The 24,583-nt window shown below is 65.3% G+C and carries 26 protein-coding genes; 18 read left to right on the top strand and 8 right to left on the bottom strand.

Annotated features, from left to right (window positions below):
* Positions 1 to 6: 6 nt before the first annotated feature.
* Positions 7 to 771 carry a hypothetical protein gene (locus IGS60_RS26930; protein WP_230506718.1) on the top strand — a complete coding sequence of 255 codons (765 nt, stop codon included), beginning with the start codon at positions 7 to 9 and terminating at the stop codon, positions 769 to 771.
* A 59-nt stretch (positions 772 to 830) separates the two neighbouring features.
* Positions 831 to 1,352 carry a GNAT family N-acetyltransferase gene (locus IGS60_RS26925; RefSeq protein ID WP_230506717.1) on the top strand — a complete coding sequence of 174 codons (522 nt, stop codon included), beginning with the start codon at positions 831 to 833 and terminating at the stop codon, positions 1,350 to 1,352.
* Positions 1,353 to 1,355: 3 nt separating this feature from the next.
* On the opposite strand, the gene IGS60_RS26920 is transcribed toward IGS60_RS26925, so the two are convergent.
* A complete protein-coding gene (locus tag IGS60_RS26920; protein ID WP_230506716.1) occupies positions 1,356 to 2,279 on the bottom strand; it encodes a LysR family transcriptional regulator in 924 nt (307 codons plus the stop codon).
* 151 nt (positions 2,280 to 2,430) lie between these two features.
* On the opposite strand from IGS60_RS26920, the gene IGS60_RS26915 reads away from it, so the two are divergent.
* From IGS60_RS26915 to dcd, 4 genes are all read left to right on the top strand, one after another.
* The gene (locus tag IGS60_RS26915; protein WP_086139670.1) at positions 2,431 to 3,192 is read left to right on the top strand and encodes a TSUP family transporter; all 762 of its coding nucleotides are present in this window, start codon (positions 2,431 to 2,433) and stop codon (positions 3,190 to 3,192) included.
* 21 nt (positions 3,193 to 3,213) lie between these two features.
* Positions 3,214 to 3,921 carry an HAD family phosphatase gene (locus tag IGS60_RS26910; RefSeq protein WP_230506715.1) on the top strand — a complete coding sequence of 236 codons (708 nt, stop codon included), beginning with the start codon at positions 3,214 to 3,216 and terminating at the stop codon, positions 3,919 to 3,921.
* Positions 3,922 to 3,979: 58 nt separating this feature from the next.
* Positions 3,980 to 4,780, top strand: a complete 801-nt coding sequence (locus IGS60_RS26905) for an alpha/beta fold hydrolase (RefSeq protein WP_230506714.1) — start codon at positions 3,980 to 3,982, stop codon at positions 4,778 to 4,780.
* Positions 4,781 to 4,912: 132 nt separating this feature from the next.
* A complete protein-coding gene (gene dcd, locus IGS60_RS26900) occupies positions 4,913 to 5,482 on the top strand; it encodes a dCTP deaminase (RefSeq protein ID WP_034755486.1) in 570 nt (189 codons plus the stop codon).
* 35 nt (positions 5,483 to 5,517) lie between these two features.
* Here dcd and IGS60_RS26895 read toward each other — a convergent pair whose 3' ends face one another.
* Positions 5,518 to 6,756 carry a PrpF domain-containing protein gene (locus IGS60_RS26895; RefSeq protein WP_230506713.1) on the bottom strand — a complete coding sequence of 413 codons (1,239 nt, stop codon included), beginning with the start codon at positions 6,754 to 6,756 and terminating at the stop codon, positions 5,518 to 5,520.
* Between the two features lie 168 nt (positions 6,757 to 6,924).
* On the opposite strand from IGS60_RS26895, the gene IGS60_RS26890 reads away from it, so the two are divergent.
* Positions 6,925 to 7,266: a FlxA-like family protein gene (locus IGS60_RS26890; protein WP_230506712.1), complete on the top strand. Its 342-nt coding sequence runs from the start codon at positions 6,925 to 6,927 to the stop codon at positions 7,264 to 7,266.
* A 32-nt stretch (positions 7,267 to 7,298) separates the two neighbouring features.
* Here IGS60_RS26890 and IGS60_RS26885 read toward each other — a convergent pair whose 3' ends face one another.
* Positions 7,299 to 8,786, bottom strand: coding sequence for a cell wall metabolism sensor histidine kinase WalK (locus IGS60_RS26885; protein WP_121669788.1), 1,488 nt, complete (start codon positions 8,784 to 8,786; stop codon positions 7,299 to 7,301).
* A 2-nt stretch (positions 8,787 to 8,788) separates the two neighbouring features.
* Positions 8,789 to 9,478: a response regulator transcription factor gene (locus IGS60_RS26880; protein WP_070310889.1), complete on the bottom strand. Its 690-nt coding sequence runs from the start codon at positions 9,476 to 9,478 to the stop codon at positions 8,789 to 8,791.
* A gap of 193 nt (positions 9,479 to 9,671) precedes the next feature.
* Here IGS60_RS26880 and IGS60_RS26875 point away from each other — a divergent pair, with 193 nt between their 5' ends.
* From IGS60_RS26875 to IGS60_RS26865, 3 genes are read left to right on the top strand one after another with little or no spacing between them, the layout of a single operon-like run.
* Positions 9,672 to 10,175 (top strand): Spy/CpxP family protein refolding chaperone, encoded by a 504-nt coding sequence (locus tag IGS60_RS26875; RefSeq protein ID WP_230506711.1) that lies wholly within the window; start codon positions 9,672 to 9,674, stop codon positions 10,173 to 10,175.
* Positions 10,176 to 10,205: 30 nt separating this feature from the next.
* The gene (locus IGS60_RS26870) at positions 10,206 to 10,376 is read left to right on the top strand and encodes a hypothetical protein (protein WP_162995707.1); all 171 of its coding nucleotides are present in this window, start codon (positions 10,206 to 10,208) and stop codon (positions 10,374 to 10,376) included.
* Positions 10,334 to 11,176, top strand: coding sequence for an intradiol ring-cleavage dioxygenase (locus IGS60_RS26865; protein ID WP_230506710.1), 843 nt, complete (start codon positions 10,334 to 10,336; stop codon positions 11,174 to 11,176). Before IGS60_RS26870 ends, IGS60_RS26865 begins: the two co-directional genes overlap by 43 nt.
* On the opposite strand, the gene IGS60_RS26860 is transcribed toward IGS60_RS26865, so the two are convergent.
* The 3 genes from IGS60_RS26860 to IGS60_RS26850 form a co-directional block, all read right to left on the bottom strand.
* On the bottom strand, positions 11,173 to 12,612 hold the full coding sequence (locus IGS60_RS26860) for a DUF1501 domain-containing protein (protein ID WP_230506709.1): 1,440 nt from the start codon (positions 12,610 to 12,612) through the stop codon (positions 11,173 to 11,175). The two genes, IGS60_RS26865 and IGS60_RS26860, sit on opposite strands and share 4 nt — an antisense overlap.
* Positions 12,613 to 12,622: 10 nt before the next feature.
* The gene (locus IGS60_RS26855; protein ID WP_230506708.1) at positions 12,623 to 14,359 is read right to left on the bottom strand and encodes a DUF1800 family protein; all 1,737 of its coding nucleotides are present in this window, start codon (positions 14,357 to 14,359) and stop codon (positions 12,623 to 12,625) included.
* Between the two features lie 97 nt (positions 14,360 to 14,456).
* Positions 14,457 to 14,747 carry a hypothetical protein gene (locus IGS60_RS26850; protein ID WP_230506707.1) on the bottom strand — a complete coding sequence of 97 codons (291 nt, stop codon included), beginning with the start codon at positions 14,745 to 14,747 and terminating at the stop codon, positions 14,457 to 14,459.
* Between the two features lie 26 nt (positions 14,748 to 14,773).
* Here IGS60_RS26850 and IGS60_RS26845 point away from each other — a divergent pair, with 26 nt between their 5' ends.
* The 8 genes from IGS60_RS26845 (at position 14,774) to IGS60_RS26810 (ending at position 22,985) form a co-directional block, all read left to right on the top strand.
* Positions 14,774 to 15,340 carry a hypothetical protein gene (locus IGS60_RS26845; RefSeq protein ID WP_070224459.1) on the top strand — a complete coding sequence of 189 codons (567 nt, stop codon included), beginning with the start codon at positions 14,774 to 14,776 and terminating at the stop codon, positions 15,338 to 15,340.
* Positions 15,341 to 15,403: 63 nt separating this feature from the next.
* Positions 15,404 to 16,135, top strand: coding sequence for a hypothetical protein (locus tag IGS60_RS26840; protein WP_071654456.1), 732 nt, complete (start codon positions 15,404 to 15,406; stop codon positions 16,133 to 16,135).
* Positions 16,136 to 16,190: 55 nt separating this feature from the next.
* Positions 16,191 to 17,495: a hypothetical protein gene (locus IGS60_RS26835; protein WP_368858626.1), complete on the top strand. Its 1,305-nt coding sequence runs from the start codon at positions 16,191 to 16,193 to the stop codon at positions 17,493 to 17,495.
* Between the two features lie 10 nt (positions 17,496 to 17,505).
* The gene (locus tag IGS60_RS26830) at positions 17,506 to 19,656 is read left to right on the top strand and encodes a hypothetical protein (RefSeq protein ID WP_230506706.1); all 2,151 of its coding nucleotides are present in this window, start codon (positions 17,506 to 17,508) and stop codon (positions 19,654 to 19,656) included.
* A 20-nt stretch (positions 19,657 to 19,676) separates the two neighbouring features.
* Positions 19,677 to 20,723 (top strand): aminotransferase class I/II-fold pyridoxal phosphate-dependent enzyme, encoded by a 1,047-nt coding sequence (locus IGS60_RS26825; RefSeq protein ID WP_230506705.1) that lies wholly within the window; start codon positions 19,677 to 19,679, stop codon positions 20,721 to 20,723.
* Positions 20,707 to 21,537 carry a hypothetical protein gene (locus tag IGS60_RS26820; RefSeq protein WP_230506704.1) on the top strand — a complete coding sequence of 277 codons (831 nt, stop codon included), beginning with the start codon at positions 20,707 to 20,709 and terminating at the stop codon, positions 21,535 to 21,537. The genes IGS60_RS26825 and IGS60_RS26820 overlap by 17 nt, the downstream gene beginning before the upstream one ends.
* A gap of 46 nt (positions 21,538 to 21,583) precedes the next feature.
* Positions 21,584 to 22,234 (top strand): hypothetical protein, encoded by a 651-nt coding sequence (locus IGS60_RS26815; RefSeq protein WP_139143845.1) that lies wholly within the window; start codon positions 21,584 to 21,586, stop codon positions 22,232 to 22,234.
* A 16-nt stretch (positions 22,235 to 22,250) separates the two neighbouring features.
* Positions 22,251 to 22,985, top strand: coding sequence for an amidohydrolase family protein (locus tag IGS60_RS26810; RefSeq protein ID WP_230506703.1), 735 nt, complete (start codon positions 22,251 to 22,253; stop codon positions 22,983 to 22,985).
* A 6-nt stretch (positions 22,986 to 22,991) separates the two neighbouring features.
* Here the strand turns inward: IGS60_RS26810 and IGS60_RS26805 are convergent, their stop codons facing one another.
* Complete coding sequence (locus IGS60_RS26805) at positions 22,992 to 24,380, bottom strand: sigma-54 dependent transcriptional regulator (RefSeq protein ID WP_230506702.1); 1,389 nt, start codon at positions 24,378 to 24,380, stop codon at positions 22,992 to 22,994.
* Between the last annotated feature and the right edge of the window lie 203 nt (positions 24,381 to 24,583).

Below are 24,583 nucleotides of genomic sequence, written 5' to 3'. Positions count from 1 at the left end.
CCCATTATGTGCGATGAATGCAATCCCTTCGAACGCTGGTTGGCGAAGGCCGACGCTGCTTACCGGCGCTTGCGTTTGATTCGGTGGGATCAGGGGTTACGTTATGTGGAGGGGATTTCGCCAGCGTTGGCGCAGGCGATACAGCATACGGGTATTGGTATCGCGAGCGGCTTGTTTACTGGCTTGATCTTGTTTGGATTGCAATTTACGATTGATCAGCCTGTCAATGACATGGCCAAATCGCTACAGCGCAAATTCATTGTGCATTACCAGGATATTCCAGCACCCTTGTTCAATCTTGTCCTTTTTCTGGTGGCATGCACCATGTTGTTGACTGCCGAGTGGGGGCATTTTTTCAGGCAGAAAGTGCTGGTGCCTGTCATACATGGCATCTCGCATACAGTGTCAATTAGCACCGGGATGTTATTGTCGCTCGTCTTTTCGGACGTGCTGACGACGAGTTTTCTGCCGAATATCGGACAATGGTTATTCAGCCTCCTTATTATTTCGATAGTGTGGCTACTCGCAGTGACGATGAACGCAGTTATTTATTTATGTCGCTACGGCGTGGTGGGGCTATGGCGAAAGAAGAGCTGCGCTGGCGAAGAGTGTCCTGCACCGCAAAAAAAGTACGAGGTCCTGCACTTTATTTTTCCACTGGTGGGAATTTTTCTCATCTTTTACCTGTGGGGAGATGTCAAGCGCAGCGCCGTACAGGTGGCCGATGCCGCCAAGGCCAGCAAGGTGGCGGACTGTGCAGTTGCACACTAGCTGTTTTCATATTCGCTTCAGCAGCATCTCAACGGAAGAACCCAATCGAGGAGCGTTGATTGTTACATTTAAGCAGCCATTATCTGATCAGCCTGGCCCAGGCCGCCGACATCGACGCCATCACGACCTTGTTGCAAGCTAATTCCCCATCGCACGGCAGCAGCCTGACGGGCGAGTTTTCGCGCGACAAGGTGGCCAGCATGGCGGATGGCGAATCGCCCGTCATTGTGGCGCGGCGCGCAGCGGACGGGCCTGTCGTTGGCGTGTTGTTCAGCGCTGCAGCTGCCGCCGCGCAGGCGCCCGTGGTGCTGGCCATGCTGGCCGCGTATCGGGGAAGTGACAAGGCCTATGTGTATGGCCCCGTCTGCATCGCGGACTCGGAGCGGGGGCAGGGCTTGCTGGCGCTGTTGTACTCTGTCATGCGGGCGCGACATGGGGGTGCGGAGGCGGTGCTGTTCATCCGGCGCGACAATATCAGCTCGCTGCGTGCGCATGAACGACTGGGCATGCGCGAGGTGGCCGCCTTTGTTTTCGATGGCGCGCAGTTCGCCGTGTATAGCGACGTCATCGCCGCGAAATAGATGCTAACTTGCCCGTTCATCGGGTATTTCCAGCCCTCGCTGCCGCACATATTCCAGAAATAACCTTGCCCCCTTGGCCATCCTCGACGTGCCATACACGGCATGGATGCTCGGGTCCAGCTCCTTCGATGAGGTCAGCCGGTATGCCGTGCAGACGCGGCGCAAGGTGCCGGCGGCGACAAACGGCTCGGCCAGCCAGCTGGCCAGGCGCACGATGCCGGCGCCTTCCAGGGCGGCTTGAAAAGTGGCGATGCCGGAAGTAAAACGGAAGCGGGGCTGCACCTGGTAGCGCACGTTGCGCGTAGCCGAGACGAAATGCCAGTCGCGCAGGATGCGGGGGGCCGAGTGCATGATGATGTCGTGGCCGGCCAGCTCTTCCGGTTCGTCCGGCGCACCCATGCGTTCTATATACTCGGGCGAGGCGTACATGTAGCGGCGGTAGTTCCACAGGGGATAACCGATCAGCTCGCTGGACTGGGGGAAGGCGCCGCGGATGGCAAAGTCGAGCTTTTCCTGGATGGGGTCGATCGATTTGTCCGAGAAATGAATGTCCACGGACACGTTCGGATAGTCGCGCGAAAATTGCGCCACCACTTTCGGCAGGAAGCCCAGCGACAAAATTTCCGGCGCGGAGAGGCGCACCCAGCCTTGCGGCGAGTTGCTCAGCTCTGCCAGCTGGTCTTCCGCCTCGGCCTGTGTTTCCAGCAAGTGCTTGGCCGACGCGTAATAGGTTTCGCCGGCCGTCGTCAGGGTGAACTGCTTTTGCGTGCGCAGGATCAGCTCGGCGCCGATGGCGTCTTCGAGGAACTGGATGGCGCGCGTGACGGCCGACGGCGAGCGTCCCAGCATGCGCGCCGCGTGGATGAAGCTGCGCTTTTCCACCACGGTGCAAAAGGCGCGGATCTCCCACATCAGTTTCATCGACATCGCGTCACTCCCGGCAAAAGAGGCCAGTAGACCGCATGGGGCGCATTCCGTCAAGCGTTACGCCTGATTGCGTTTTCCGCAATTTGAAGTTGCATCGGAAAAAGTGTCTGACGCCTATACTGCCGCTGTCGCCCATTCCATATTGCCTATCATGCTGACCATCTCGCTGCTGTGTTTATTTGCCTTCTTTGCTGGCCTGATCGATGCCGCCGTGGGCGGGGGCGGGCTGATACAGCTGCCGGCCCTGTTCAACCTGATGCCGAACATGGCGTCGACCTCCTTGCTGGGCACGAATAAACTGGCGTCCGCCTGCGGCACCACGTTTGCCGCCCGCTCATTTGTCGGCAAGGTGCACATCCCGTGGCTGCTGGTGCTGCCCGCCGTGGCCAGCGCCTTCGTCATGTCCTTCATCGGCGCGGCCGCCGTGTCCTACGTGCCGCAGCAGGTGGTGCGCCCCATGGTGCTGGTATTGATCATCATCATGGCCATCTACACCTTCATCAAGAAGGATTTCGGCACGACGCGCGAAGCGCGCCCCATCGGCCCGCGCGAGCGCCTCCTCGCCATCGTCATCGGCGGCGCCATCGGCTTTTATGACGGCCTGTTCGGGCCGGGCACGGGCAGTTTTTTGATTTTCCTGTTCATCCGCGTCTTCGGCTTCGATTTCATCCTCGCCTCGGCCTGCTCGAAACTGGTGAATATCGCCACCAACGTGGCCGCGCTGGCCTTCTTCATTCCCGCCGGCCACGTGGTCTACGCGGTGGCAGCGCCCATGGCCGTGTGCAATATCCTGGGCGCCCTGACGGGCACCTGGATCGCCGTGCGCCGCGGCGCCGCCTTCGTGCGCATCCTCTTCCTCGTGCTGCTGGTGCTGCTGATCGTGAAGTTGTCCTACGACATCTTCTTCAAGTAAGTTTTTGAACGACAACAAGCCATGAAAACCATCCAGGGCGTGCTGTGGGACAACGATGGCGTGCTGGTCGATACCGAACAGCTGTTTTACGAAAGCAACCGCGACTTGCTCTTGCCCTACGGCATAGACTTGACGCCGAAGCAATTTTTTGACTGGTTCCTGGACAATAACTACGGCGCCTGGCATCTGCTGCTGGGACAGGGCCATGCCATCGAGCTGGTCGAGCGCCTGCGCGCCGAGCGCACCGAGCTGTTTGCGCAACGCCTGCGCCAGGCGGGGCAGCTGGACATCCCCGGCATCGGGCAAGTGCTGGCGGCGCTGCGCCCGCATGTGGCCATGGGCGTGGTCACCAGCGCCTATGAGCAACATTTCCGCATCAGCCATGCGGCCACGGGCTTGCTCAGCCACTTCGACTTCGTGCTGACGCGCGAAATGTATGGCGAGAGCAAGCCGGCGCCCGACGGCTACCAGCTGGGCTTGCAGCGCCTGGGCCTGGCCGCCGCCGACTGCGTGGCCGTGGAAGACTCGCCGCGCGGCTTGCGCGCCGCCAGGGCGGCCGGGCTGGAATGCATCGTCGTGCGCAATCCCATGAACCGTCACCATGCGTTTGACGATGCTTTTTGCGTGGTCGATTCCAACGCCGAGCTGGGCGACGTACTGGCCTCGTTCGTGCCCGGCATGGCGCCAGCGCGCCCGCTGCCAGCCCGCAAATTAGAGGTCTTCCTCTGATCCGTCTTGCCGGCATGCCATTACAATTGCCTATCGCATTCACCGGCCTCGTCCCACGATGACCCTCCCGCAACTGCACTTTGCCCACGCCAACAGTTACCCTGCCGGCACCTACCGCAAGCTGTTCGGCTTGCTGGGCCAGCACTACACCGTGCAGGCGCTCGACATGCATGCGCACGATCCGGATTACCCCGTCAGCACGGGCTGGCCCGAGCTGGTGCGCGAGTACATCGACGACCTGGAACGCCGCTACAGCGCGCCCGTGATCCTCGTCGGCCATTCGCTGGGCGGCATGCTCAGCGTGATGGTGGCCAAGCAGCGGCCCGACCTTGTGCGTTGCGTGGTCTTGCTCGATTCGCCCGTGGTGGCGGGCTGGCGCGCCTTGCTGGTGCGCCTGGCGCGCAACACGGCGCTGGGCGAGCGGTTTTCCCCCTCGCGTTTTTCCGCCAGGCGGCGCAAGCTGTGGCCCGATGCGCAAGCCGCATATGAACACTTCGCGGCCAAGGACATGTTCGCCATCTGGGCGCCGCAAGTCTTGCGCGATTACATCGACAGCGGCCTGGCTCCCCATCCGGACGGGGTGCAGCTGCGGTTTACGCGCGAAGTGGAAACGCAGGTCTACCGCAGCTTGCCGCACCATATCGGCGGCCTCGTCAAGGATGGTTTGCCCGTGCCCATCGGTTTTATCGGCGGCACGGAATCGGTGGAATGCCGCCAGGCGGGCTTGACGGCCACGCGCAAGCTGGTCGGCAAGTTTTTCCGCCAGGTGCCGGGCGGCCATCTGTTTCCCATGGAAAACCCGGAACTGACGGCGCAAGTGGTGCGCGAGATGATCACGGCATTGCTGGCGAAACAATAGCCTTCCGCCAAGGATTTTCAGGGGATGGGGGCCAACAGCGGCGGATTTTCGCGTAAAATCCTGCCATTCGGGCCGCGCCTGCACCTGGCGCGCCGCCCCAGCCATTCGATATTCTAGAAAGATACTGCTGCGATGACGATTAAAAGCGATAAATGGATACGCCGCATGGCGGAAACAACGGGCATGATCGAGCCGTTCGAACCGGGCCAGGTCAAGGAACGCGACGGCAACCGCATCGTTTCCTACGGCACCTCCAGCTATGGCTATGACATCCGTTGCGCCGACGAGTTCAAGTTGTTTACCAACATCAACACCACCATCGTCGATCCCAAGGATTTTGACGCGAATAACTTCGTCGACGTGTCGGGCAAGGGCTATTGCATCATCCCGCCCAATTCCTTCGCGCTGGCCCGTACCGTGGAATATTTCCGCATTCCCCGCAACGTCTTGACGATTTGCCTGGGCAAGAGCACGTATGCGCGCTGCGGCATCATCGTCAACGTCACCCCGTTCGAACCGGAATGGGAAGGCTATGTGACCCTGGAGTTTTCGAATACGACACCGTTGCCGGCGAAAATCTACGCCAACGAAGGCGTGGCGCAAGTGCTGTTCTTCGAATCCGACGAAGTGTGCGAAACCTCGTACAAGGACCGCGGCGGCAAATACCAGGGCCAGGTCGGCGTGACATTGCCGAAGACCTGATTGATTGCTGGAACGGGCAGGGCGCCAGTCCTGCTTTAAATCTGTTTCAGCAGCCACGCCTTCAGCGCGGTTGACGGCTGGTACAGGGGAACATGGCCGCGCAGCAAGATTTGCGCGCTGCGCCGGTAGGCCGCGCCGTCGATGGCGATGTTGCCCGTCACCCCGTCCTGGCGCGCCACGATGGTGGTGTCCAGGATGCCGGCCGGGTTGGCTAGGCCCAGTTCCATCTCTGTTTCCGCTTGCTTGACTGGCGGCACGCCGCGCGCCAGCGCATGCGCCACCGTGCCCGGTATCAGGCAAGCGGCCGCCAGGCAGCAGCCGCCCGAGACGGCCAGCGAGGCGTGGCCCGATTGCGGCGTAAAGTAACGCACCGCAATATTTCCCTCTCCCGCCGCCGGCCCCACGATGCAGAACTTGGGGATGGTTTCGCTGCGTTCCAGTTCCGCCAACGTCATCAACCCGCCATCGCGCTTGCGCAAGCCCATCAGCAGTCCCGCCGCGCTCCACACCTGGCGGATCGCCTGCATGAAAGCCGTATCCGCTTCCAGTTCCGCGATGGACTCGTGCGCCGTCTTGCCGAACTGGCTCGCTGGCGCGATGACCATGGGCACGGCCACATCCACGCACGAGACCACATAACCGTGCACTACATCCTGCGCATTGCCTGTTGGTAATAATTTTCCCGTCTTGGCGCCGGCCGGCTGCCGCAGGAACAGGTCCACGCGGGGGAAGCTGCCGGTCACGCCAGGAATGCTGGCGGCCGTAAAGCTGCCGTCGCGTTCGCGCGCCATGCGCGAGGTGGTGATGACGCCCGTGTTGGTGTTGCGGATATCGATATCGTGCGCGCCGATGGCCAGTGCCTCGATCACGCCGCTGTCGAGTCCCCACAGTTGCAGGGCGGACGACATATTGCCGCAGTTCACGCTCCAGTCGATATCGCCGTGTTCGCCAGCCAGCTGGGCCAGGGTGCTGACCAGGCGCGGCTGGCCCGCATGCTGTTCCACCTCGGCGAGGAAGACTTTATTGCTGGTGGGCGTGCCCCGACCCAGGCCCGTGATTTGCCGGTTGCCCGGCTGCCGGCCGGACTGGGGCACGCCCATCAGGTGGCGCAGCAATTCCTCGCGCAGCGTTTGCTCGGCCGGCACGCAGGTCCCGTGCAAGACCAGGCCCGTCGATGTGCCACCACGCATGTGGTGGACGGGAAACTCGATCACGCCGCAGCGTTGGCGGGGCACGAGGTCGGGCAGGGCGGGCAGCAGGGGCGTCATCATCATGGATCGTGGTCAAGGCAGGAAGCGCCAGTGTGCCAGTTTTTCTTGCTGGCGTGCAATCGGATGGTGCGCGCGGCGTCTTTACATGGCTTTACCCGCCTTTACACTTGCCGCCCTGTATTGAGTACCTTGCGCGCCGATAATAAGGTGTTGAATAATCAGGGAGGCAATATGGTAGCGGCAATCGGTTCCGGCAGCGCAGTCGGCGCGGCCGGCAGCGCCAGTGCGGGCAGCAGTGCGCAGATCGCGGCGCTGCAAAAGCAGATCACGGCGGCGCAAAAACAGTTGACGGAGTCGCAGAAGGGCGAGCAGACGGACGCGTCGCAAAAGCTGCAGCAGCAGCTGGCGCAGCAAATCCAGGCCTTGCAGGCGCAAATTGCCCAGCTACAGGCGGCGGCCGCGCAGAAGGCGGCGCAAGGCGAATCCCAATCGGCCAGCAGTGCCGAGACCGTGGCGAGTCCCGCCAGGTCAAGCGCGTCGACCCTGGGCAGCATCATCGATACGCAGGCGTAACAACACATCCACGCGCCAGGCTCGCCGGAAGGTCAGCCTGGCGTTTTGACAGGCAACAACATTTCCACGCACAAGCCGCCACCGCTGCGCAAGCTGGCCCCGATGCGGCCGCCATGGGCATTGATGACGTGCCGGGCGATAGCCAGGCCCAGGCCGTGTCCATCCGTGCTGTGCTGGGTATTACTGGCGCGGAAGAACGGTTCAAAAATGCGCGCCAGGTCCGCGCCAGCCACGCCGGGGCCCCGGTCCAGCACGGCGATGCGCAGCCAGTCGGACATGCGCGACAGTTCCACTTCCACCGTGCCGCCATCGGGGCTGTGCTTGACGGCGTTGCGCACCACGTTTTCCACGGCGCGCGCCAGCAATTCTGGCTGGCCCGTGACGCTGGCGTCGGGCATGGCCGCATCGCCCGCCAGTTCGACGTTCAACTGGCGTGCCCGCGCCTCATAGCGGGCGTCGTCCACGATGTCGTGCACGAGGTCGGCGATGCTGACGTCTTCGCTGTGCATGTGCCCGGCTCCCGTTTGCCCGGCGCCGGCTTCCAGCCGTGACAGCGTCAGCAGTTCACCGATCAGTTTATCCATGCGTTCGCTTTCGCGTTCGATGCGCTGCATCGAGGCGGCCATCTTTTCCGGCTGCTGGTGCGCCAGGCCGATGGCGGCCTGCAGGCGTGCCAGCGGCGAGCGCAACTCGTGCGAGACGTCATGCAGCAGACGTGTCTGGCTATCCATGAGGCTGCGCAAGCGGCCCGTCATGCGGTCGAAATCGCGGCCCAGGTCCGTCAATTCATCGCCGCGCTTGCCGCTGGCGTGAAAACGCGGCGCCAGATTGCCGTGCGAGGCGGCCTCGAACGCTTGCCGCAGGTCGCGGATGGGGCGCGCAAAATACCAGGCCAGCAGGAAAGAAAACAGCAGGCTGGCGGCAATGGCCGCCCCCAAGGGAATGAAGGTGCGGTAGGGCGTGTCCATGCGCGGGGGCGGGCCGCGGCCGAATTCGCCGCGTGGCGGCGCAGTGCCCGCTTCGTGGGGCCGTGGACCGGCTCCCATGGCGCGCGGGCCGCTCAGGGTGACGGCATTGAGGGTGTCGCGCGCGGCGCCCGCTTCGGCATTGCGGAAGCGTTCGGACGAGGGCAGGAACAGCAGATAGCGCTGGCCGTCGCTGCCGGTGACCGTGCGCACGACGGGATGGGCCTGGCTTTGCTCCAGCATGGCGCGCGCCTTGGCCAGCATGGCGGGATGCACCGCGCGGCCCATCAGTTCGTGTCCGCGCGCATCGACGGCAAACACGCGCATGCGCTCGAGCTTGCTCAGGAATTGCCGCAAGGCCTGGCTGCCGCCCGCTTCCAGGGTGGCGCTGGCGGCCTCGATGATCATTTGCGCGGGCGGACTGGTGTCGATGTCGAGGGCCCGCTCCTGCTGTGCCGCCCGGTTTTTCAGCCAGAAGGTGCCGCCGATGCCGATGGTTGCCGTCACTTGCGCCAGCATGATGCACAGAAAAAACTTCCAGAACAGACGGCCCACGCTTACTCCTTGATCAGCTGGTAGCCGAGACGGTACACGGTCTGCAGGCAGGACCGGCCATCGGCCAGGCTGCCCAGTTTGCGGCGCAGGCTGCTCAAGTGCACGTCGATATTGCGGTCGAAGCGGGCCATGGGACGGCCCAGACCCAGTTCCGATAATTGATTCTTGCTTACGGGCTTGCCCGCATGGCGCACCAGCACTTCCAGCAAGTTGAATTCCGTGCTCGTCAGCTCCAGGTGCGCACCGGCCCAGGAAACGCGGCGCTGTTCCGGCCACATCGTCAGTTGCCCTACGGTGAGCGGCGCCAGACCCGAGTTGTCGTGCGGCGCCGCCTGGGCGCGGCGCAGGATGGCGCGGATGCGCGCCGTCAGCTCGCGCGGCGTGCACGGTTTCGTCACGTAATCGTCGGCGCCCAGCTCCAGGCCCACGATACGGTCCGTATCGTCGCCGCGCGCCGTCAGCATCAGGATGGGCAGGTTGCTGCCGGCGCGGATGCGGCGCAGGGTTTCCAGTCCATTCATGCGCGGCATCATGACGTCGAGGATGGCGATGGCGTACAGGCCCGTCAGCGCCTCGGCCGCGCCGCTTTCGCCGTCATGCACGGCGCGGGCATCGAAACCTTCCTGCGTCAGGTATTCCTGGAACATGCCGACCAGTTCCACGTCGTCATCGATTAACAAAACCTTGCTCATGCCTGTGCTTTTTTCGGGTGAATATCGCCCGATGATAGCAGTCAACAGGCGCGGCTCTGGGCCCTTTTACCCGCTTTTACATACGTCCGCTTACATTTGCGCAGCTTCCTTTACACGCTTTTACGCGGCCCTGACGTTGCTTTACACGCCGGACGCCGACAATCAGGGCTGACCTCCACGAAAGGAACGCCCGATGAAATACCTGAGTATCGCCGTATCCCTGTTGCTGTTGTGCGCCTGCAGCATGCCGCTGGTTGCCCTGGCCCAGCAGGAAGCTGCGCCGGCCGGCCCGCCGCCGCGCGCCATGCCGGGGCCGCCGTCCGGCTTCCGTCACGGCCCAGGCGGACCCGGCGCGCCAGGCTTGCCGCCGTTCCTGCATGGCATCGACCTGAGCGAAGCGCAGCAGGATAAAATTTTTGCCGCCACCTACGCCCAGGCGCCTTTGCTGCGGGAACAGGAAAAGATCGCTTTCAAGGCCCACGAGCAGCTGCGCGCGCTGGCCGCCTCCAGCGCCTACGACGATGCGCAAGCCAGCGCGCTGGCGAACACGGCGGCGCAAGCCATGGCGAAGATCAGCTTGCAGCATGCGCGGCTGGAGCAGCAATTGCTGGCCGTGCTGACGCCGGCACAGCGCCAGCAGGTGCAGCAGCGGCACGACAGCCGCCAGGGTCCGCGCGACCTCCGGCGCTCCGGGTAAGCGGCAGGCGCGAGCGCAGGGAGAGCCAGCATGCGCATCCATGCCTTGCGTCCGGGCAGCAGCTTGCAAGCGCTCTCGCGCCATGCGACGCAGGCGCTGTACCTGTGCGCCAGCCTGAATCCCGCCTTGGCGGGCTTGCCCCACTTGATGGAATATCTATGGAACTACATGATCACGGTCTGGCATCCGACCTCGAAATGATGCGGCAACAGGCGGCCGAGCGGCGACAGGTGCTGCGCTGGCTGCTGGCCGGCGCCGCCACCTTGCCCCTGATGAGCTGCGGCGGCGGGTCGGACGCCAGCGGCGCGGCGGCAGGCAGCGCCGCCGCTGGGGTCACGACACCCAGCACGGGCGCATGCACAGTGATTCCCGAGGAAACGGGCGGGCCGTATCCTGCCGATGGCACGAACACCTATGGCGGCAGCATCATTAACGTGCTGAACCAGTCGGGTGTCGTGCGCAGCGATATCCGCGCCAGTTTTAACGGCGCCACGGGTGTGGCGGCGGGTGTGCCGCTCACCATCAAGCTGCAGTTGCTCAACGCCAGCGGCGGCTGCGCCAGCCTGGCCGGTTACGCCGTGTATGTATGGCATTGCGACCGCGACGGCCTGTATTCGCTGTATTCGAGCGGCGTGACGGCGCAAAATTACCTGCGCGGCGTGCAGGAAACGGACAGCGCCGGCAACCTCAGCTTCACGACGATCTTTCCCGGCTGCTATGCGGGGCGCATGCCGCACGTGCATTTCGAGGTCTATCCCAGCCTGGCCAAGGCGGCCTCTGCCTCGAACCGCATCAAGACCTCGCAGTTCACTTTTCCAATGGCAACGTTGAATGAGGCCTACACGGCCAGCGGCTACACGGCCAGCGTGCGCAACCTGGCGCAGATCAGCTATGCCAGCGACAATGTCTTCAGCGACGGCACCAGCCTGCAGATGGCCACGGTGACGGGCAATGCCACGGATGGCTATGTCGTCACGCTGACGATCGCCGTGAATGGCTAAGTTGTCGTCATGAACCCCAGGTCGCGCCGGCTGAAGTTGCCGATGTTCGGGAACACCTCGGCCAGCTGGCTGTCGGCCACGCCGAACCACTTGGCCAGCGTGGCGCCGTACTGGTCGACGGAGGTGGTCGGCAGCAGGGCGCCGGATCCGACGTCCAGCTCATGGCCCAGGCCCGTGACGGGGAAGGCGCCGTAGATGTCGCGGCCCTTGGCGGCGCCGCCCACGACAAAGTGGTGCGCGCCCCAGCCGTGATCCGTGCCATCGCCGTTGCTGCTGAAGGTGCGGCCGAAGTCCGACGCCGTAAAGGTCGTCACCTGGCGCCGCAGATCCGCGCCCTGCAGGGCCGCCAGGGTCGTGTCGAAGTAGGCGAGCGCATGGGCCAGCCGGGCCATCAGGTCGGCATGCAGCGCCTTTTGCCGGTCATGCGTGTCGAAGCCGCCCAGGGTCACATAAAATACTTGCCGTTTCACCCCCAGGGCGCCGCGTCCGCCGATGATGCGCGCCACCGTCTGCAATTGCACGGCCAGCGGATTGACGCCGGACGCGCCTGTGTTCGGATTGACATAAGGCGGGGGATTCGGCACGCCGCCGGGACCGGCCGCCAGCATGGCGCCGCTGAGAATGCTCTGGCTGGAGATGGCGCGCTGCACGACGGCCACGTGTTCTTGTTCGATCAGGTCGCTGCCCGCATCGTTGATGATGGCTTGCAGCGCGCCCGCGCCGCCCGTGCTGCCGTACAGGCTGCCGCTCAGGCCGCGGATGGGCACGGCGCCTGACTGGCCCACCTGGAACTGGCGAACCTGGCGTCCGCTGAGGAAAACCGTGTTGCCTGCGGCGGAGATGGCCGTGAACATGGCATTCGTATTGCCCGCGCCCGCCACGTCGCTGATGCGCCCGCCCCAGCCCGTGCTGGCTCCTTCCGGCGAACCTGATTGCCACGTCGATTGCTGATCGCTGTGCGAAAAGAGCCTGGGTGGCAAAGCCACGCTGCCCGCCTTGTACTGTGCCAGCGTGGCGGGCTTGATCAGGGTGCCCACATTGGCCACGACGGCAGCGCGGCCAATGTCGAACAAGTCTTTCAGGGGCGCGAGCTGGGGATGCAGGGCAAAGGCGCGGCCCGTTTGGGCAGTAGCGGGCACGATGGGCAAGACGCCGCCCGTCTCGCCTACGCCGGGCAGATGGATGGAATCGGCGGCGCCCGTGTTGCGCAAGCGCGTGTATTCATTCCATGACGTGGGATCGGTGGCCAGCACCGTGTTGAAGGCGTCGTTGCCGCCTGCCATGAACAGGCACACCATGGCCTTGTAGTCGCCGGCCGATTGCGCAGCGGCGTTGCCCATGGCGGCCAGGTTCAGGGCGAACGGCGCGGCCGTGGTGCCGGCCAGGCTCAGCATGGAACCGAGGAAGCGGCGGCGGGAAAAGGGGAAGTTTTGCATGTGATCGCTCTTACTTTTGTACCAAGTAGGCTGGCGAGGCCATGGTCAGGAAAATGGCCAGCTTGACGCGGTTGGCCTGGGCCGTGGCAACTTGCGCGGCATTGCTGGCCGTGGCCGCGGGGATGCTGACGCCATTGACGGCGGTCAGGATTTGCCCACGCAGCCTGGCGGGCATGCTGCCATGCATCAGGAGCAGGTCGATGCGGTCGAGCAGGGCGCCCGTGTCGGCGGCCAGTGCCAGTTCACGCGTGTAATCGGGCTTGACTTCACGGCGCTCGCCCACGCCGCTATTGATGGCTTCCTGCATGAAGTTCAGATAGCCCGTCACCGACGGTTCAGCCGTGATTTGCAGTTCCGGCGCCACCAGGCCCGCGCTGATCAGCGCGGAATTGGGCGGCGTATAGGCGGGGCGGAAAAAACTGAATACGGAGGAGGGATTCAAGGGACTTTGGCCCAGCCCGCTCAATGGGTCGTCGAGATAATAGATGCGGTAGCGCCCGTCGGCTGGCTTGGCATCGAAGGCGCGCATCCAGCCGGCCAGGCGCAGCAGCGGCTCGCGCAGCTTGCCTGTGCGCAGGGAGGTTCCGCTTGCGGACAGCGCTTCCGGGTCGAGCAGCACGGCGCGGATGACGGCTTGCATGTCGCCGCGCACGCCGCTGCCATTGTTGGCAAACGCGGCGGCCACACGGCCCACATAGGCGGGGCTGGGATTGCTGCTGACCAGGCGCTGGATCAGCTGGCGGCCAAAGAATGGTCCCGCATTGGGATGGTTGAACAGGGTGTCGAGCGCCAGTTTCAAGTCGGCCTGGCCGCTGCTGGCGCCGGAAATGCTTTGGCCCAGGAAGCGCTTGTCGCCGCTGGAATGGAAGGCCGTGTAGTTCTGCATCGGCTTCCAGTCACGGTCGGGATCGGTCGTGCCGCCATAGAAGCGCGCGGCGCTCTGGTCCGGACCGGCCCAGCTCCAGCCCGTAAACACTTTCGCCAGGCCCGCCACATCGTCGTGCGTGTAGGTCTCGATGGGTTTGCCTCCGGACAGTTTCAGGCTGCCATCCGCATTCAGCTGGTACAGGCCGATGCTAAACAGCTGCATCACTTCGCGCGCGAAGTTTTCATCGGGCGTGCGCGTGGCCGATTCCTTCTGGTTGCGCAGGTGGGACAGGTACAGTCCCATCATCGGATGCAGGGCCACGCCTTCCAGCAGGTCGCGGAAGTTGCCAAAAGCACGCTCGCCCAGCATGTCGTAATAACTGGCCACGCCACGCACTTGTGGTCGCACGGACTCATTCTGCATGGAAATGACAAAGATTTCCGACAGGGCAAAGGCGATGCGCTGGCGCAATTGATCCTCGCTGCGGATACCCTGCTGCCAGAAGGATTCATACACAGCCGTAAAACCCACTGTTTGCCCGCCGGCCGCCTGCGCCGCCAGCATGGCGTCGATAGATTTCCGATGCAAGGTTTGTGGCTTGGAAAACTGGGCCCTGAACCAGGCATCGCCGTCGCTGGCGGCCAGCGCATCGATGGCCGCCATGTTGGGACCGAACGTGGCGCGGCCCAGGAAGCGTGATGCTTGCTGGCGCGTAAAGGTGGTGGCCGCCTGGCTGGCCGGAGGCGTGGCCGCTGGCGGCACGACCGGGACGTCCTGGTTCTGGGTGGAGCTTGTCTTGCTGTCGCCGCCCCCGCCGCAGGCGGAAAGCAAACTGAATAATGTGACGGCCAATAAACGGCGCAAAGTAGGTTCGGTCATTTAGTTTCTCTCTGGCAATTCAATTCTAGCCCGCTAATTGTAGGCCTTAGCTACCAAAATCCTGTTTTCAATTGAGTATTTACATGTTGGTCGCGTTTTATTTTGGATGATGTTGGCGTTGTTTTGAGGCTATTTTTGGCGTAGTAGCGCGAACTTTGCATTTTAAGAATAAAAAATATTTTTTGCCGATCACGGGCAATGTCGCGGATAAGCGACGTAATAAATTCCCTCGAATTAAGCTTGTTTGAAAGCTCATGGACAGGGCGAAAACAGCTTCGCCGGAAACCATGGTTTTTATCGCATCGGCGAAAAGGCGTTCGCCGTCGCGTCCCGTTTTTCCCTTTGCACCTGGCTGGCATGGCCCTTGCGTCAGGGAGGCATGGACCACCCGCCCGCCTTTCACCGGAGCCTGTCATGACCAGCCGCCTGCTCGCCTATCGTCCCGAAATGGAATTGCCGGAAGCGCCGGGCGTGCTGTCCCTGCAGCACGAAGATGAGCTGGCACTGGCGGCGCAGTTGCTGGAATTGCAGGCGCCGTCCCAGTTCGATGCTTTCCTGGCGCGCCAGTTGGGCGCCACCGCGGCGGGCCAGCAAGTGCGCGGCACGCCGCTGGAAGGGCCGCTGCGCCAGCTGCTGGGCAAGGTGGTGGCGCCCCTGCTGCCCCTGCATGGCGGTTCGCCACAGGCGCTCAAGCGGCGCGCTGCGGGCATCTTCGGCATGGAACTGGAGGGCTTGAGCCCGGAAGACAAGGAATTCGAACTGGCGCGCCAGGTCGTGCATCTGATCGATGCCGTCAATACGGCGCTGACGCAGGACGGCGGCACGGGTGCGCGCGCGCCCAGGGCGCGGGTGGAAACGGCCCTGTTGCAAGTGGCACGCAGCGTGGCGCCAGGCTTGCTCAGGCAGGCGGCGCAAGCGCCGGGACCGGACGGTGGCCGCTGGCGCCGCGAGGGCGGGCACATCGTCGTGCTCGATTGTTAGCCGGACGGCCAGTCTGTCCGGCGCTGTAGTGTCAACCGAGGTGCTAACTTTTAGGAGCTCATCATGCATGACTTAGATCGTACGACCCTGGAATACGGGCAGGAGATGTCCGGCTTTGAAGCGGAACAGTTCGAGTTTGGCCAGGGCGAATGGAGCGGCGAGGGTGGCGCGAGCGCCATGTTTTCCGAAGCCGAGGAAATGGAACTGGCCAATGAACTGCTGTCGGTCAGCAATGAAGCCGAACTGGAACAGTTCCTCGGCAATTTCCTGCGCAAGGCCGCCTCGGTGGCGGGCGGCATCATCAAGTCGCCCGTGGGCCAAGCCATCGGCGGCGTGCTCAAGGGCGTAGCGAAAAAGGCGATACCGCTGGCCGGTGGCGCCATCGGCGGCTATTTCGGCGGCCCGCTGGGCGCCAAGATCGGCAGCGGCCTGGCCTCGGCCGCCGGCAATGCGCTGGGGCTGGAAGCGGAGGCCTCGTCGAACGAAGACCGCGAATTCGAGGGTGCCAAGCAGTTCGTGCGCCTGGCCGCCGACACGGTCAACCGCGCCGCGCAGGCACGCGGTTCGGGCGACCCGCGCGCCATCGCCCAGGCGGCCGCCAGCGCGGCGGCGCGCCAGTTCGCGCCCGGCCTGCTGGGCCGCCCCGGCAGCCAGGTCGCCACACAGAACGGCAGCGGCGCCGCTGCGGGCGGGGCCATGGCCCAGGGCGGCGCGGCAAGGGGCTCGGCGGGCATGCGCCCCTCCAGCGGGCGCTGGGCGCGCCAGGGCCACAAGATCGTCCTGTACGGCGTCTGACATCATGGCCATCGGCGCTTATGCTGCCTGGATGCTGGCGCAGGAGGCGCGCTCGCTGCTGACGCGGCTGGCGCGGCTGGAACCGTTCGCGCTGATCGAGCCGACGGTGCTGGCGGCCGCCCTGATGCCCAGCGCCCAGTCGGCCATCGAAAGCCAGCTGGTGCAGGGCCGGCGTGAATTGCGGCGCATGGTCGCCCAGTTCCAGCACTGGCTGCGGCGCGAGCACGCCGATGGCGCCAGCATGGCCACTGCCGCCGAGGCGCAGCGCCGCTTCACCTTTCTGCGCCTGAAATTCAATGCCGCGCTGACCCAGTTCGACCTGTTCAACGAAGTCATCACGCAGCGCAGCGAGCACAAGACGGGCGTCTGGCTGGCCGGTCTCGACATCGTTGCCGCCGATGCGCTGGCGCTGCCCGGCAATGTGTACCAGGCGCCGCCCGTGATCTGCTACCTGGACCGGGGACCGGGCGCCGCCATCCGCCGCGCACGCACGCGCCTGCCGGGCGGCGGCGACAATCCCGTCGCCATCATCCGCCTGCCGCGCGAACGCATGATCGGCAGCAGCATCGCTTCGTCGCTGGTGCACGAGGTGGGCCACCAGGGCGCGGCGCTGCTGGACCTGGTGGCGTCCTTGCGGCCCGTGCTGCAAGCCATGCAGCACGGCGGCAGCGGTCTGGTGCACGTGTGGCAGCTGTGGGAGCGGTGGATTTCCGAGATCGTGGCCGACTTCTGGTCGCTGGCGCGGGTCGGCGTGGCCGCCACCCTGGGCCTGATCGGCGTGGTCAGCCTGCCGCGCGTGTTTGTCTTCCGCCTCAATATCGACGATCCCCATCCGGTGCCCTGGCTGCGGGTGCGCCTGAGCTGCGCCATGGGACGGGCCTTGTATCCGCATCCGCAATGGGACCGGCTGGAGCAGTTGTGGCTGTCGTACTACCCGCTGACCGGCCTGCCGCCGGCCCGGCAGCGGCTGCTGGAGCAACTGCAGGCCAGCATGGCGGCCCTCGTGGGCTTGCTGGTGCAGCACCGGCCACCGGCCTTGCGCGGCGGCTCGCTGGTCGAAGCCATGGCCGTGCACACGCGTCAGCCCGCCATGCTGGCGCAGCTGTTTCGCAGCTGGACCCTGGCGCCGGCGCAGATGTACCAGGCCGCGCCGACCCTGGTGTTCGCCGTGCTGGGCCAGGCGCGCGCCAGCGGTACCTTGAGTCCGGAAGACGAAAGCGAGCTGCTGGGGCGTTTGCTGACCCACTGGGCCTTGCGCAGCACCCTGGACACGTCGGAGCTGTGCGCCGACGTCGTGCGGCATGGCCGCCAGTCCGGCAGGTTGCTGCCGCCCCTGGCATCCCGTTTGATTATCCATTGAGGAGAACGACATGAGCAGCAAGATGAGCAGCAAAAGCAGAGGGGCGGGCCAGGCGGGTCCGAAACACCACGGCGGCAGCATCGCGGTCACCGTACACGAGCAGGACAGCGGGGCCATGGTCGTCAATGCCGCCATCAGCCTGTACCGGGGAGCCGAGGCGGATTGCCACAACTTCAATGCCGCCACTTGGGTGCCTGATCCCGCCATGCTGGTGGGCGTGCGCTGGACGGATGGGCGTGGCGGCACCGTGTTTACCGACCTGATGACGGGCAGTTACGTGGGGGTGTATGGCAATTTCCCCGCCACGGCGCCCCAGTGCGTGACGGTGCAGGCCGGCTGCAGCGCCGTATTGTGCTTCACGCCCCAACTCAACCCGCAGGTGACGCTGGCGTTTGAAACGGCCGACTGCCATCCCAGCGACTGTCAGTTCGGCAGGGTGGGCGACCGCGCCATCGCCACCGTCTCGTTTGACGGCGATCAGAGCGCCGACGGGCGCGACCAGGTGCAACTGCTGGCCGCCGCGCCGTGGGTGCCCATGCGCGGTACGCCGAACGCGTTTTCCACGCCGGTGCGGCGCGCCGGCATGCACCGCTTCATGGGACAGATGATGCTGTCGCAGCGTCCCGAACTGCGCAACGCCTTGCCCGTGCCGGAAGGGCTGAGCCCGCACGCCATGCTGGCGCTCGACGCGGAATACGAGACGGAAGAGCGCCAGCCGCAGCCCATCACGGGCAACGTGGGCGTGTCGCTGACGCGCACGGAAACGGAGCCGACGGAAGACTTGCCGCTGTGGACCCTGATACGCAACAGTACCGAGGCGATGTCGTTTACCAACTACCTGCATTTCATGGACAGCCTGTTTTGCGGCGACCTGGCCAGCGTACGGGGTTTCGAGCAGGAACGCTTCGTGAAAAAGGCCGACATGTTCCAGCAGCTCAAGCAGCGCCGCGCGCTGCCGTTTTCCGATGCCGATTCCTACCGCGTGCTGAAAGTGGCGACGGAAGCGTTCGTGATGGTCAATTGCGGCGTGCTGAACCAGCCGCTGGCCTTCAATCCGGCCGAGGACAACGCCTATCTGGACCGGCGCGACATACCGCAAGGGCGCGACCTGGAAACCGTGCTGCGCAACGATTACCTGGAAAACATCGACGGCTTCCAGACCTTGCCCTACCTGGCCGTGATCCGCCGCAAGCTGCCCGACATCCCCATCAGCATCCCGCGCGGCCAGGAAGGCGAGGTCGACCTGTGCTTTGGCATCATCCAGGAAAAGCTGGCCAATCCCTGCCTGCTGGAACTGATCTGGTCGTACTGGCATGAAGAAGGCATGCTGGTGCAGACCATGAACGCCATCGCGCAGCGCTTCCAGAACCTGCGCGCGCCGGGCAACCATCTCGATCCCTTGTCGAACACGGAAATCGACATGCTGCGTCCGCTGAATAATTTACTGTGGGGATACACGCAGGATGAACAGCATCGGCTGACCGTGATGCGCCGGAACTACGAGTATGACCATCACTACGGTGTGCGCCTGGACGGCAAGGCAGTGCAGCATTTCCGGCCAGCCGACAGCCGCTCCAAATTCCTGGAGGCCTTCCATCACTTGCTGCGCCTGCTGACCTCGTTCTACAAGCAGGATGACGACACCACCGTGAAGGCGGACGCCTTTCCCGTGCTGAATGCCTTGAAGGAAATCCACCTGATCCTGTCGCAGGGCGCGCACAACCAGTTCGGCGACTTGCCGTCGACGGCGCGCATCGAGATGCTGATGCAGCAATGGATGCTGGCGCGGCCAGAATTCCGCGAATTTTTGCCCACGCGCGTGATGGTCGCGTATCCGGAACCGTGGATGGACCGGGTCGACGCCATGAAGAAACTGCAGGGCTGGACGGACACGAGCGTCATGCATTTCCGTAACCTGGCCATCTTTGGCGAGCAATTGCTGCTCTCCGTGCGCTACGGCAACTGGAGCGATATCTATGAACCCACGCAGGCATTCAACTGGGCGCGCTTCTGGCGGCCGCAAGTGCAGGGCTATATCCACGGCTACCGTGCCGCCACCGGGGTCGATCTGTCCGTCGACAGCAGCGACCCGGTGGTCGAATCGACGATGCCTTCGGTGTTGCTGCGCCAGCGCCTGAGCCAGCAGTTGCGCAGCGTCTAGGGCGGGAGCGGGGCGCGTGCATGCTCGACTTTACCAGTGCCCTGTACCTGGGCATGCGCCATCCGGCGGCCTCGCTGGCGCCGTGGAGCAGCCTGACCCTGGGCCAGCCGGCCGCGCTGCGGGAGCCGCCGGGCGCGCAAGCGCTGGCCGCGGACTTGGCTGCGTTGCAAGGCTGCGAGGCGGCCTGCGTGCTGCCGTCGACCCTGCACCTGTTCTGGGACCTGTTCGGCATGCTGGCTGCCGAGCGGCTGGTGATCCTCATCGATGGCGGCAGCTATGCCATCGCGCGCTGGGGCGCCGAGCGGGCGCAGGCGCTGGGCTTGCCGCTGCGCTTGTTTCCCAGCGGCGATATGGCGGCGCTGCGGCGCCTGGCGGCGGCTTGGGGCAGGCAGGGGCGGCGTCCACTGATCCTGGCCGACGGCTACGTACCGGGCAGCGACCAGGTCTTGCCGCTGGCCGCTTATGCGGCCCTGGCGCGCCAGGGCGGCGGCTATCTGCTGCTGGACGATACACAGGTGCTGGGCGTGGCGGGCGCGCAAGGCGGCGGCTCGGCGCGGCTGCACGGCTTGCAGGGCGCTTGCGACGAGGCGGGCGGCCATTTGATCGTCGGCGCCTCGCTGGCCAAGGGCTTTGGCGTGCCGCTGGCCGTGCTGGCGGGCAGCGGCGGCCTGTTGCAGCGCTTTGCGGCGCACAGCCAGACGCGCGTGCATGCCAGTCCGCCGTCGGCCGCCGTGCTGGCGGCCGCGCGGCGTGCCATGGCGCTCAATGCGCGCCACGGCGACGCGCTGCGCGCGAGGCTGGCGGACAGGGTGGCGCAATGGAGGACGGGGATGGCGGCGTCTGGCATCGCTTGCCGGGGCGGCAGCTTTCCCGTGCAGCGCCTGCCCGGACGCGCCCACTTGCAGCCAGCCTTGCGCGCGGCGGGCGTGCTGGCGCTGGCGCAAGCGGGGGAAGGTCCCGGGGCGCTGACTTTTCTGCTGCGGGCCGATCAGACGCCCGGGCAACTGGAGCAGGCGATGAATTTGCTTGAACATCACACGAGGAGGCGATATGAACGACGCGTTTGAAATGCTGCCCTTTGCGGGGCAAGCGGGAGCGGCAGGTGAGTACGAGTGGGAGCAGGAGCAGGAGTGGGCGCAGGAGGGGGAATCCGAGTCCGAGTGGGAGGGCGAGCGCTGGCGGCCCGGCAGCGGGCGCTATGGCGGCGGCGTGCGCGCGCGGCCCCCACTGCGCGGCCCGCGCCGCCCCATGCCGCCGCGCTACCAGGCGAATCCGGCGCGTCGGCCCCCACGCCCGGCGCCGCCGCCCTTGCCCTACCTGCCGCCGCGCTACCGGGGCTGGGGCGGCTATCCGGCCATCTATCCCACGCTTTATCCGGCGCCCTATCCCGTGGCGGAACCCGCGTTTGGAGACCAGCAGGAGCCGGAACCTGACCAGGACCAAGGGCAGGACCAGGGGCAGGACGACGGCCAGCAGCAGGGCGAAATCCCGCCGACCCTGGCCGGCACCATGGGCCGGGTGCCGGAAGCGGCCGCCCTCAATTACCTGGCGCTGGGGACGCTGGCCAATGCCTTGCGCGATCCGAATGGCCGGGGGCCGGGCCTGTATGTGATCGAATTCGATGCGGGCGGGCGCCGCCGCGCCTACAGCGGCCAGACGGACGAGCTGCACCGGCGCCTGCTGCAGCACCGGCTGTGCGGCCAGATGATGGGCGTGGACCTGAGCGGGCACCAGGTGTATGTGGCGCCCCTGTCCTCGGCGGCGCAGCGGCGCCGCATCGAGCAGCGCATCCACGACGACATGTTCGCCAACCAGCGCGGCGTGCTGACCAACCAGCGGCGCGAACTGGAACTGGCCGTGCTCGGTGAAATGTGGAGCTGAATGTGGACCCGGAAGCCACGCCTTGATCATTGCGAAGGAGAGCATCATGCACCAACTCGAATGCGCATGCGCGCAATGCCGGCAGCGGGCCGGCGCCGCGTTTGAAGTGCTGGAATTCGGCCCGGACTGGCCCGGCAAGGGGGCGGCGCCGGCCGTCTTGAGCGAAGAGGAGGAATTGCAGCTGGCCATGGAATTGCTGGAAGTGGCCAGCGAGGAGGAACTGGAGCAGTTTCTCGGCAAGGTCTTCAAGAGCGTATGGAAGGGCGTCAAGAAAGTGGGTTCCACTATCGCCAAGGTGGCCAAGCCCCTGGGCGGCGCCTTGAAGGCCGTGGCCAAGACGGCTTTGCCCTTCGTCGGCGGCGCTCTCGGTTCGATGATACCGATACCGGGCGTGGGCACGGCGCTCGGTTCCGCCCTGGGGCGCGCGGCCAGCGATGCGCTGGAGCTGGAAATGGAAGCCGAGGCGCCGGCCGAGCGCGAACTGGAGATGGCGCGCCGCTTCGTGCGCATCGCGGGGCAGGCGGCCCGTCTGGCGGCCGACGGCGATGGCAGTGCGCGCGCCGTCGAGAGTGCGCTGACGCGGGCCTTGCATCAGCAATTGCCGCATTTCCGCTCGCCTGCGCCGCAGCAGGAAGAGGAAAGCGGGCGCTGGCGCCGACGCGGCAACCGCATCGTCGTCATGGGCGACTGGAACTGAGCGCAGGGAGGCGGGCATGGCGCTGGTCATCGATAGTCACTGCCATGCGGGGCCAGGCGACGGCTTGAGCGGGCCGTGGGACAGCGATGCGCCGCTGCACGCCTACCTGCGCCGCGCCCGGGCGGCCGGCATCGCCCGCAGCGTGCTGTTCGCCGCCTTCCACTCCGATTATGCGATTGCCAACCACGGCGTGGCGCGCCTGGCCGCTTCCGATCCGCAGCGTTTTTATGGCTTTGCCTTCGTGCATGCGCGGCGCGACCGGGGCCGCATCATGGACCTGGTGCGCACGGCCGTCGAACGCTATGGTTTTGTCGGCATCAAGGCGCACCGCTTTGACGCGCGTATCAGCGGCGAAGTGTGCGACGCGGCCCGTTTCTTCGGTCTGCCCGTGCTGTACGACCCGGCCGGCGAGGTGGCCGTGGCCGAACTGCTGGCGCAGCAGTATCCCGACGTCAACTTCATCCTGCCCCACCTGGGCAGTTTCGGCGACGACTGGGCGGCCCAGCTGGCGCTGATCGACCATCTGGTACGCCACCGCAACATCCATACGGACAGCTCGGGCGTGCGCCGCTTTGATTTGCTGGAACAGGCCGTGCGCCGTGCCGGGCCGCACAAGGTCTTGTTCGGCTCGGATGGCCCCTGGTTGCATCCGGGGCTGGAATTGCACAAGATTCACTTGCTGGGCTTGCCGCCGCTGGATGCGGCGCTGATCACGGGCGGCAATTTTTTGCGGCTGGCGGGGCTGGCGTGAGACAGATCACAGGGCGGCTGGCGTGGCCAGCGGTGTCGCGGCAGTAGCGGCTTGCGCCGTGCAGGCGGCCGCCTTGCGGCGTATCTGCAGGGCGCGGTCCGTCACACCCAGGCGGGCGGCGGAGCGCTGGTTGTTGCCGTGTTCCTCGGCCAGCACCAGGCGGATGGCCACGTCGGCGGCGCAGCGTGTGATGTGCGACAGCTTGCAGCCTTGGGCCAGGGCCCGCCGCACGGCCGCCTCGAAATGCTGGTCGGGCCAGGCCGGCGCCAGCAGCCGTTCCTCGGGCGGCAGGGCGCCGATGGTGATGGGGCCGGGGCCGCAATGGCGGTGCCAGATGCGCGTGACGGTCTGGCGCAGTTCGCGCACATTGCCCGGATAATCGCGCAGCAGCAGATATTCGCGCACGGCGGCGTCCAGCGGGGGCGGCTCTTGTTGGGCCAGTTCAGCGAGAAAATGCCGGGCCAGCGGCAGGATGTCGTCCTGGCGCTCGCGCAGGGGCGGCGTCTGGCAACGCCAGCCGGCGATGCGGTAATACAGGTCGGCGCGAAAGGCGCCGCGCGCCACTTCGTCTTCCAGTTCGCGGTTGGTGGCGCAGACGAGGCGAAACTGGGTTGGCTGCCAGGTATTGCCGCCCACGCGCTTGTATTTGCGTTCCTGGATGGCGCGCAGCAGCTGGGCCTGCAGCGGCAGCGGCAGTTCGCCTACTTCATCGAGGAAGAGCACGCCGCCGTCCGCCAGGGCAAAAGCGCCGTCGCGCGCGGCCGCCGCGCCCGTAAAGGCGCCCCGTTCATGGCCGAACAGTTCGCTGCCCGCCAGTTCCGGCGACAGGGTGGTGCAGTCGAGGACGATGAAGCCGCCGCTGCAGTTGCCGAGGCGGTGGACCAGTTGCGCCAGTAAATCCTTGCCCGTGCCCGTTTCACCCATGATCAGCATCGACGCCTGGCTGAAGGCGGCCATTTCCACCACCTGGTGCAGCAGGGCGCTCCAGGCGGCGCTGTCGCCCACCAGCTGCCGGCGCACGGCGCTGGACGTCAGCAGCTGCGCCACGGCTTGCCAGCGCTGCAGGCGCGCCAGCACCGGGCCCGCATCGACGCTGCCCGCCGGCCACAGCAGCACGTCGAGCACGCCTGCCGCCATCAGCGCGCGCTGTTGCGCGCAGCTGGGGGACTGGCCGCAGGCGGCAATGGCCAGCACGCGGGCATGGCCGCACAGCGCCGGCAGTGCTTGCAGCAGCGCGGCATCGGCCTCGGCAAACAACACGATGCCCGCTGCATCTTCCTCACCTTCGTGCCGCCGGGCTATAGTTACCTGAGCCTGCTTCAAGGCCGTCATCAGCAAGGCGCCACTGCCAGCCGCCGCCTGCTGCACGATTTCCAGCCACACCTTGAGCATCATATGCCAGCCATCACAGGGCACGAGTCGCCCATCTTAGAAGCCCGATACCCCAGCCGTTTGATCTGGCGCAAGCGTGCGCGGAAGGCGCACAATGAAAAACGCCGCCTGACTCACATCAGGCGGCGCTATTGAATGACGTACAACAAACGTCAGAATTAACCGTTTTTAACGAACGTGACGACGGTGCATCCAATCGTAGCGAG

It is taken from the genome of Janthinobacterium sp. FW305-128 (assembly GCF_020858135.1).
GTDB lineage: Bacteria > Pseudomonadota > Gammaproteobacteria > Burkholderiales > Burkholderiaceae_D > Janthinobacterium.
Note: the sequence above shows the minus strand (reverse complement) of the source record. Positions and strands in the feature narration are given on the sequence as shown.